Annotated in this window: 4 protein-coding genes; all 4 read right to left on the bottom strand. The window is 61.5% G+C overall.

All coding sequences use genetic code 11. The features are described 5' to 3' along the window. Positions 1 to 215: 215 nt before the first annotated feature. The 4 genes from L630_RS0117705 to L630_RS0117690 all read right to left on the bottom strand — a co-directional run bounded on the left by L630_RS0117705 (position 216) and on the right by L630_RS0117690 (position 10,099). On the bottom strand, positions 216 to 557 hold the full coding sequence (locus L630_RS0117705; RefSeq protein WP_024849556.1) for a hypothetical protein: 342 nt from the start codon (positions 555 to 557) through the stop codon (positions 216 to 218). A gap of 693 nt (positions 558 to 1,250) precedes the next feature. Continuing rightward, positions 1,251 to 3,173 carry a DNA phosphorothioation-associated putative methyltransferase gene (locus tag L630_RS0117700; RefSeq protein WP_024849555.1) on the bottom strand — a complete coding sequence of 641 codons (1,923 nt, stop codon included), beginning with the start codon at positions 3,171 to 3,173 and terminating at the stop codon, positions 1,251 to 1,253. An 18-nt stretch (positions 3,174 to 3,191) separates the two neighbouring features. Then, on the bottom strand, positions 3,192 to 8,534 hold the full coding sequence (locus tag L630_RS0117695; RefSeq protein WP_024849554.1) for an FtsK/SpoIIIE domain-containing protein: 5,343 nt from the start codon (positions 8,532 to 8,534) through the stop codon (positions 3,192 to 3,194). Then, positions 8,531 to 10,099: a hypothetical protein gene (locus L630_RS0117690; RefSeq protein WP_024849553.1), complete on the bottom strand. Its 1,569-nt coding sequence runs from the start codon at positions 10,097 to 10,099 to the stop codon at positions 8,531 to 8,533. Before L630_RS0117690 ends, L630_RS0117695 begins: the two co-directional genes overlap by 4 nt.

Below are 10,099 nucleotides of genomic sequence, written 5' to 3'. Positions count from 1 at the left end.
GCTCTGGCAGGTTCTGCCGGAACAGGTAGCTACTACTTTGCCAGCCTGCAGGAGATCAGGCGCGGACCCTACCCCGACGAACCATGAGCACCACCTCAGGATCGAAGCGTATGCTGAGATTTAATGCCTGTGGGCGTGGGCACGCCCAGCCAGAGCCGTCAATATATTGCATGATCGCCTGTTTAGGTGCCGCTAACTCGAGGTTGGCAGCTTGATCAGTCATCTGCGTTTTCACAACGCAACGCGTTCAACTCAGCAAGCGAGGTCCGCTGGCGCAGAAGAGACCAGCCGCTTACATAGCGATCCTGCAGCTCGAACCAAACGCTCCGTGTCATCGATCTGGAAAAACCGACGTCTTGCAGCCGCTTTGCAACGAGATCCATGATACGAAGCAGGTCCTCATACCGCCCCAGCTTAAGGTGCTGGGTCAGCGCGACGTCAAGCAGCGCACGCGCCAAATCCTCGTTGCTCGGACGGCGCTCGGCCTTGAGCCGCGCTCGATAAGCGCGCTGCCGTTCGCGTTGTTTCTGGAGTCTCACTGCCTGATTTCGTGTCATGGGTTCCCCTCCTTGGTGGCCACGTGATCAGTATCAACTCGGGCCTTGCAATCGACAAACGCCGTTAGCGGGGTAACGCTTATCCAGATTACTGGCCCGAAATGGCGCAGTTTGTTTCAGGTTGCCGGCAGTGCATCTGCACCTTGCGGACGACTTGAGACAACGCGCAATGTTCGTTGCGCACTTCAACCTGAAGAATGGGCGCCGCTTGCCGCCCCATGGCGACATCCGAAGTCGTTGTCAGCGGTCCGAAGAACTGGCCGGCCGCGTGTCGACCTAACCTGCCATTGCGTAGCCGGGTATCAAGCGATCTGTTGCCCCATAGGCAAACTTTGCTTTCCTAACATCAGGCGAGAATACAAGTCTCGACGAAAATCTGTCCGCCTTTGGCGACTATATCAGCCAGCTGGATGTAAAGTTGGGCGTGGATGAGCGCGGTGAGGCCCTGTGGCGCAGGAACGACCACCCCGTAATGTAGAATGCCCGGAAGCCTTTCGAGTAGCCTCTTCGTCGAGACTGAACGTCCTGCAGCCTGTCGGCAACATCCTGCATGAGTGAGGAATAAGTTGTTGTCGCCGCCCGCCCGCTCAAAAGGAATGCGCCAGCGGACCTTAAGTATCGCCGCGCTCGACCTTCGTTGTTTGGACGTCATTGGGAACCGCGATCGAAATTCCCCCTGGTGTTATCGTTACTTCACTCGCGCCTTCGAAATGCTGATGAAAACTCCCTTGCAGTGGGCCCGGCGCCAAGTCTCGTTACAAGTCCCAAACTTAACAACTTCGCGTCGGCCGCAGCCTGCTTGTCGTATCCTGGATGTCCTCGCGGCATGAACCGTGACTTCAGGTAAAGCACATGATCGGAGTGCGTTCTCATCCGTGATATCGACCTGCCCAGATTGACCTCGACAGTCGATTTGATCAGTGGAAGCGCACTGTCGGGCGCGTCGCACTGATAACCCTTGACGACCCCATGATCCGGGCCGACCTCGATGAAATCGAAGGACGAAAAGCCTTCGTGAACGATCTCGGCGCATCCCGCCACAATGCGAACCTTCACGGGAAGCTGCTCGAGGTTCTCGGCCATGAACCTCAGCGTTCCGTCCTCGAACGATGCGTATCCGGTTTCGGCCGCCGCAGCGTATGCCGCCTGTAGCGCTTCCCGGTCCCTGATCGATTTCAGCTGCGCAGTCGCGGCTTCAATCACTGCCGAATGCGATCCGAAGAGCGCGCGGACGTCGCGCTGGATCGAGGCCGGAAGCGTCTTGTAGCGGACCGCTCCCGGAAACAGCGAAAGCGCAAAGTGGACGAGAAGGTCCTCGCGCCTCGCCTCCGCCGCCATCCTGATCTGGCCGGGATCTGCGATCTCCTGTGCGCATGCGGCAAGTGCGCGACCAAGCGAGATGTTCTTCGCGCGAAGGGCCTCGCGAACTTCGGGCTCAATTTCCTCCTCGCGCGGCAGCCGACCGAACTGCAGAGCCGTCTGCCAAATGGCTTCCAGCTCCTCGCGCGCCCGCTGCACGACCGTGAGCGCCTGCGGCCGCTCGGGACGTTCCTTCTCCGGCACCTGGAGGCGTGCGTAGATGGTCGATCTTGAACGCCGCCGGAAGCTGACCTGCTGTTCAAGCTCCTTGTCCCGGAAGACGGCGACGATGCCCGGCGCTAGCGGAAGCGGGCGCTCGCCCGTCACCTTCCTCACCAGCGCTGAAAGTTCGTCCTGCGAGAAGTACTTCTGGAAGGTCTGCCGTCGCGACAGGAAGCCGTCAGAGACCGGAACATGTCCGTCGACACTGTATTTCCCCGGCACCATGACGGAGACGGCCATGCCGCGGCGCGCGTAGCTCCATGCCGCACGCAACGTCTCCTCGCGCTCGTGCGGGTCCTCGATGACGTTGATGACGAAGCCGAGGTTGACGACATCGGCCGGACGGCGCTCGCCGTCGGGGCGATGGTTCGGATCCCAGCCGAAAGCCGCGTAACCGTTCGCCTGCAGGATGGCTACGTCGTCGCCACGCCCACAGCCGTAGTCGAAGAGCTCGAATTCCCCCTGAAGCATGCCGAAGCGAACCATGAGGGAAACGGGTTGCGAGAGTGCGGTTCGCGAAATTGCGGTGCGCTCGCGAGCGACCTCCACCGCAGCGTCCCCTCCAGAAACCAAGCGCGGGCCGTCGACCTTCAACCCGGCGGCTTCAAGGCGAGCGTACCAGGCCTTGCGCGTGCCGATCCTGTTGCTGTCCTTGAAAAGGCCGAGCTCCTCCGCACGCCGGGTGATCGCGCAAAAGGCCGGCTGTCGTGGATCGTCCGGCGCGATGAGCGTCTCCTTGCGGTGCAGGATCGGCGGGTTGTCGCGGCCCGTATAGTCCGTGACGGTCGGCCTACCGTCCTCATCGAACGAGATCGCTTTCAGAAGGGCCGGAAAAGCGGAGGCCGAAAAGTCCTCGTAAAGAAGAAGCGACTGCCGCTTGTCCGATACCTTGGCGACGTTCCACTCGAAGCCTCCCGCCAACTCCTCCGCGCGCGCGACGGCTTGCCTTACCTCCTCGCTGGCGAGAGGAAGCGCATCCTTGTGAACGTACAGGAACCCACCGACACGCTTTCCCGGCTCGCTCTTCTTCGCCAAATGCGCCCTCCGGCTTTCTTACCCGGCCCTGCCCCAGTGTTCGGTGATCGCCGCGGCAAGCTCCCATGCATCGTCGTCATCGATGTACGGAGATTGACCGATGATCAGGCTAGATTGCCCCACCGGAACCTCGTTGGCGAGTTTCGCGGCAAAATGCCCCCGGCCCAACAGTGTCTCCGCGCCGCCTTCGTCGAGCACGATGCTGGAGTTCACTCGCGTTGACACCTTCAGGGCAATCTTGTTGCCAATGTTCGCCTTAACCTGCGACGGCATCGCGTCCTTGTCCGGCCGTTGGGTGATGAGGACGAGGTGAACGCCCGAGGCGCGTGCCTTCGAAGCAAGCCGCACCACGTAGTTCGTTACAGCCTCGGGATACGGACCGCTCTTGTCCGCCATCCAGTCGCCGATTTCGTCATGGAACAGGAAGATGCGCGGCAGTCTCGCTTCGGGTTCGACCTTCTGGTTGTACTTCTCGATGTTCGGCGCGATCTTCGTAATCTCCTCGTAGCGCCTGTCCATCTCCGCAACGAGTTCCTCAAGGGTCTTGATCGCTTCCTCCTGGGTTACGACTATGCCGCCGTCGAGGTGGGGCATATTCTTCAGCCACGGATAGTCAGCGCCGAACTTCGGATCGACGAACCTGACGCGCACGTTGCGCGGCGAGTTGGTCGCAAGGAGATCGAGCAGGATGTTGCGGGTGAGCACGCCCTTGCCGCCGCCGGACTCGCCGGCGATGAGAGTGTGCGGTCCGTGCTCCGGCTGCGCGCCGTTTTCCCCGAAGATGTTCAGATAGAGAAGCTCGCCGTCGTCTTCGCGCTCTCCCAAAAGGAAACTGCCGTTGAAAACCGGAGCGGTCGGTTGAAGTACACGGCGCTTCCAGAGTTCAGTAAGGGAAAGGATGGTGCGCTTCGGCCTTCGCACCATGACCAGAACCTCGCCCGTGCCCGGCCGCACGTCGTTGACGATGATCCCGTGCGTGGTCTGCAGCACTTCGCGGCGCTTTTCAACGTTCGCCACCGTCATCGTGTCGGTGCCCCTGAACTTGATCAGAGCGGCGTTGGGGGTCAGTCGATCCCCAGTGATCTCCGAGTCGAGACCGTAGCTTCTCAATGCCTGCCGCAGTTTCGTCTTGACCGCGTCCAGCCACACCCTGTCGTCGTCTCGAGCCGGAACCGGAGCGGCTTCGATATATCTTCGCACCGAAAGGGGATATTGCCCGGCGGCGTTGTCGTGCTCCGTTTGCGGCGGGGCGACCACTGGCAAGACGGGCGGCGTCACCACATCCTTCTCAGGCTGCGTGTCGTGATTTTCCTCCTCTGGGATCACCTCTACATGCTCTACCGTGCTGTCGCCTGACACGTCTTCGCCGTCAGTGTCCGTTGCTTCAGGAGGTTTGCCGCAGTACGCGGGGTCTGGAAGACGAACCTTCAGCGCGCTCTCCGAACTCGGAGCCTCGAAGTGCCTGAAGATGCGAGCGATCTCCGGCCTGTCGAAGACGTACTGCCGGATCTCCGGCTCCTGTGTCTCGTTGGGCAACGGCTTGTTCATGATGCAGTCATGGACGAAGACGAAGGACACGCCGCGGATGCGAATGTTCGCGTCACCGCTTCGGATCATCGATGCCCATGAACGCGGATCGCCGGCCACCGAGCGCGGGAACACGCCGTGCTCGAGGAGAAGATCGGCGATCCTGGATCGCCAGAGGCCGCGGTTGAGGACGTCGCCGCCGAGCACGATGCGGTTCTTGAGGTCGATGGCCGTGGCACGCGTCTGATCGAGCGACTTCTTGGATTCTCCAGACTCTCCGTCCTGGCCGATGAACTTGCTTTCGATGACGTGCATGTCGAGAACCGGATGCCCGTTCTCTTCGCCGACGCAGAGGACGAGAATATCGGCCTTCATCTTGCTTTTAAGCCCTAGCGGCTCGGCAAAGTCGTCGAGCTGCAGCCAGGCGACCGGGGTCATGCCATCCGGCAGGGAGGCGACGAGAACCTGTTTGCTGAGAAGCAGGCCCAGAAGCTCGAGTGCGTGGTTCTCCTGCCGGGCGGCCCTAAGCACCACACGGCCCGAGATCGACGCCGCTTCGTTGATGCAGACGTCGGCAAAGCTCCTCGCCTCAAGCGCGGACTTGGCGGTCACTTCGGAGAGCTGGCGAGCCAGCCTGTCCTTCAGGGGCACGCTCGTCTTCTTGGTGGAGACGATCACGTTGTGGCTCGATCCCGGCCAGGCGATGTTGCGAATGACGTTGATGTCGTTGTTCTTCAGCAGCTGCTCGTTCGCGATGCCGTCGAAGGTGACGACCCACTCGGCAACGCCATGCGCCCTGGTGATCGCGTCGGAGATGCGCTTGTCGTCGAAGTTCACCTCGCGGACGGGAACGAAGTGACCAGCGTCTTCCTCCTTTTCGTCCCGGTGGAGGTCATGGATTACGTCCACGTATCGCTGCACTTCGAGCGGCCGCGTAGCGGGCACGAGCAGCGTCTCACTCTTGCGCTCGCCCATGCCGTGCGAGAGCCGACGGGTCTCCTCGTCCGGAAGATGATCGGCGAACTTCGGCCATCCTTGCCGCGGCGGCGAGATTTTGCGCCAGCTCGTTTTCGCGCCGCGAGCAATCACGTCATGGAGCAGGACGATGTCCGCCTTGCGGGCAGTCGTGCTGCTGCCGACCGAATCCACGTCGAGGAACCCCACCCTGAGGCGTGACAGGAAGTTCTGCGCGGCCTCGCTCGCAAGTACGCCGTCGAGTTCGCGGCTGATGGTGACGTTCTGCTCGGCGTAAATCTGGCGCAGGCGATGCTGGTTCGTGTGGGTAAGGATAAGGTCGCAGCGAAGGTCCGACTCCGCCTCGATCTTCCTTGCGAGCTGGTCCGCCAACCTCGACGGCAGGTCGCGGTTATCCGCGTTGTAGAGGACGACCGAGAAGTTCGCGCGCTCGTGCGGATTGAGGTCGAGATACTCGCGCGCCTGCTCGAGGAGCGCGGCGGTAGCTTCCTTGGAGTAGCCGTCGAACGCGTCCTCTGCCCCTTCGTCTAGGGTCGGCGGCTCGAGAAGGCCGTAGTCTGCGAAGTCTTCGGTTTCGATGAGCAGCTTATGGTCGCCGACGCCGGGTACCAGCGTCATCGCCGGATGCCACGCACGGCCGATCGCGTCCGTCACGCTGCGCGCGTAAGTGCGAAGGTCCGCTCCGTTTCCGCCTGAGGAGACGAGTTCCCGGAGCGCGGCGGCCACCTTCTCGGCCTTGGCTCGCGCCTCTGCCAGCCGGAACGGATGCCATGGGCAGGAGATGGCGACGCTCGGCTTGTCGAGAGAATACGCCATGCCGATCGAGAGCGCGGGCTTCCAGAGAAGCTTGCGGCAGTCGTCGTTGCGCGCCCTTGCGCGCAGAAGCGACAGAAGTTCGCCGTAAAGCTCCGACTGCTCGTAGAGGGACGCGTCAGTGAGGCCGCCCCCGTCTGCCCGGATGAAGGCGCGGACTGCCTGGGTGTACTTCTCATGGAACTTGAGGAAGGCCTCGCGGATGACGGCGGCGTCTTCCTCGGAAAGGATTTCGCCCCCGAGGCTGTCGAGCGCTTCGAGGAACTTCTTGCCCTCATTGAGCGCCGCGTCGTTCATGTTGACCAGGGTGCCCTGCGGGGAGTCGAACACGTCCTGAACGGTGGCACGGTTCCTGAGATCGATGATGCCGTCGACAACGCGATCCGTCCTCTGCGACCGGGAGAACCTGCCCGATCCAAGGAGCGCGACTTCGCCTTCCTGGTTGGCGATCTCGGCCATGTTCGCCGTGTAGGCGTTCGCGAAAGAGTTCGCAGGCATCGTCCAGACGAGCTGGGTGGCGTGCTGCGCGGTCTTGAAAACGTCGCTGGTCTCCAGTTCCTCCGCCGAAACGAGGCAGATGTCGAACTTGAACTGACGAGAGATGAGCGAGGTCTTTTCGCTCGCCTTGCCAACATCCCAATGCTGGGAGTGCGACCATAAGAGCCCGAAGTCGCAAACCATGATGGGCGCGAGCAACTCGCGAAGCCCGCGGAACCTGTCGCGCAGGAAACGGCAGATGTCCGCGTTCTTGTGCTTCCAGAAGCTGAGCTTGTCGGCTCCTTCCAGACGAAGGACGAGGACGGGGTTCTCCGGCGTCGTTTCAACCGAACCGACGAGATCGGCTGCGGCCAGCAGAATGCCGGACAGGAGGTTGGGGTGCTCCTCCGTTTTGCGAAAGATGAAGCTTTCCCAGCGCTTCAGAAGCGGCTTTTCTTGCTTCAGAGTCTCGCGGTGTTTGAAGAAGAACTCCCGCTCCGCATCGTCCGCGTCGGCGGTCTCGACGATGTCGTTTTCGAGGAGGTGCCTGTCTTCGTCGTCGAGCGCGGTCGGGAAATTCTTTATGAAGAAGTCTGCTGTCGCCTGCGAAAGCGACGCGCGCGCGGAGGCCTTGCTGATCTTCAGGACGGGTTCGAAAATCTCCCATCGCAGGTTGGCGGCTGCTTCCTGCGTCGGTTGCCAGCTGCCCGCGGCGATCGTCTCGTCCTCGATCAGCGCGATAAGGACGTCCCTGTCGTCCTTCACCAGCCGGCCGTTCGCAAGCAGCTCCTCGACTCGGTTCTTCAGCGACTTGCGGTCGAGCGCCGCTCCGCGGTCATTACGCAGGTAGAGCGCATCGTTCGCCTTGCGCCACAGCTCGCCGAGTTCCTCGCTCCACTTTTCGACGCTCTTGATGCGGCCCCTCGCCCCGAAATCCTTAAAACGGCCGGCCCCGGCCGGGATACGGAAAGCGGGCAAGGCGTTGTCGAGGGCTTTCTCAATGCGGGTGTTCTTGTACTCCTCTTCGAGCCGGAGGATGAACTGCGACAGCATCGGCAGCCCGCCAATACACAGACCCGCGGCATCCGCGCCACGGATGAAGTTGCAGACATTTTCCGTGTTGCGCTTATCGAGCATGCTCAGTTCGGGGCACTGAGAGAGCCAGAGTTCCGGGGCCTGCGAAAGCGCTTCATAGGAAATCTGCTTGATCTCCTTCACGGTCGCGCCGACCACGTCGAGGTGGTCCGTCGTTACCGAAAACAAGATCACGCCCTCCCCCGCCGGCCTTTCCATGTTTCGGAAATGGGTGGCGCTTAGCGTGGAGATCATCTCGTCGGGGAGCGTGCCATCCTGAAGCGCAGGATAAATGTAGACTTCAGCGCCAGCGATCTTCTCCTTGACCCTGCGCGCGACCGCCGATGTCAGCTTCGGCGACAAGTCAACGATGGAGAAGAGAGACTTGCGTCCCGGACTGTCCTTCATCTCCGCTTCGATGCGGGCGACCGACACTTCTGCCACAAGCGCGATGGCGCGTTCTTCTTCAGAGATGGCTGCTGCGTGGACGTTCATCGGCTGATCTCATGGAACGGGTTGTGGACGAAAGCACAGTCGTCCGAGAGGCGGTGGACGAGGCCGAGAACCCTCAGCCGCTCTTCAAGCAGCCGCTGGTTGGCTTTGAAGTGCCCGTAGTTTGCGTCCTTGAAAGCCACACGGCCCACTTCGGAACCGACCACGATGCCGTAGCGATCCCACAGTTTTGCGAGGAAGGTCTCGAACTCAAGCGGCTCCTTCACGTTGGCGAGGACAAGGGCTTCCAGCATGCCGTCGCTAGCCGCGTACCAGCGGCCAGCCCCACGAACGGCAACGGCGAGACCGATCTGGTCGACGTAGTAGCCAATTACCCGGCCAAGGTGCTGATCGTGGTCTTCCAGAGCCTCCTTGGCGATGTGGGCCGGATATTTTTCCGGCTCCGGCCTCACGTCTGCGTCGCTCCAAGTAAAGCCGAACCTCTGCTCGACGAGGTCGTTGGCCGCCCGCGCTGGCTGTGGCTGGGAAAGGGCGTTCTTCCATTCCTCTGAAGCCTCGAAATCCTCGATGAGCTTCTCGATCGCACGGCGCGTCATATCACGGTGCCGCCTGTAGCAGTCCTGTGAAATTCTCTTCACGCCGACGGTGGCCGTGCTGACCATGTCGAGGGGAAGCGGCGGAATCTGGTCATCAGGGGTGCCGAGAACGTCCGCAGCCCTCTCGATCATGTAGCGGACAATCCCGAACCCGGTGAGGCGCATCAGCGGCTCCGGCAGATTGTCGTCCGGCAACTCCTTGAGCGACAGCACGTTCAGCCAGTCTTCGGCGATCCGGTCATAGGCCTTATGCGAGGGAAGAGGCAGGTAGCCGATGTCGAACTCGAGAGGCTCTTCCTGCTCGTTGGGCTGCATCACTTTGGCAAGAGCGTTCCATCTGCTCTGCTCGGTAAGAAGCCGCTCGACGATCAACGGTTCAAGCTGTTCCCTGAAGGCGCTTCGATTGAGCATCAGGTAGAGAAGCTCGCCGCCGCGAGAAAAGAAGCGGCGGTCCTTGTCCGCCCGATCGGACTTCTTCTCGCCGAAGTCGGCCGCGAGCATGTCAGGACCGCGAGGCGCGAGATGGCGTGACGTCGCGCGCCGCTTCCGCCCGCTCTCGATTTCGGCGCTTCGCAGCAGAACGACGGCGTTGCGAAAGGCGGCGAAACTCGTGAACCTGTCCTGCAGATAGCCGAACTTCGCTTCAGCACCAGCGCCGAGCCGTTCGAACCACTTCGCCCAGCGCGTGGCGTTGGAGCCGTACTCGTCGCTGTCGGCGATCTCTTCGATGTGCCTGTCCTTGAAGAGAATGGTTCTCAGCTCCCGTCGGGTCGGGAGCTTGTAGGGGAAGCGCTCGTGCCTGTTACCTTCAAGACCGTCGAATATGCGGTCGTGATTCCGGTCGGTGCGCCGGAAGGACATGATGCCCAGCGCTTCCAGAACCACGAACCATGGGGTTTGGTCATTGTAGAAGCGGTGGCCCCAAATCTGCTGTTCGAGCCAGACGTCCGTGCCGCGCGCGAACTGTTCGGTCGGTGGCGCAAGAGCGTCGTCAAGGTAGGGGGTCGCCAT

It is taken from the genome of Aminobacter sp. J41 (assembly GCF_000526635.1).
Classification (GTDB): Bacteria; Pseudomonadota; Alphaproteobacteria; order Rhizobiales; family Rhizobiaceae; genus Aerobium.
This window is presented reverse-complemented; position numbering and strand designations above follow the sequence as displayed.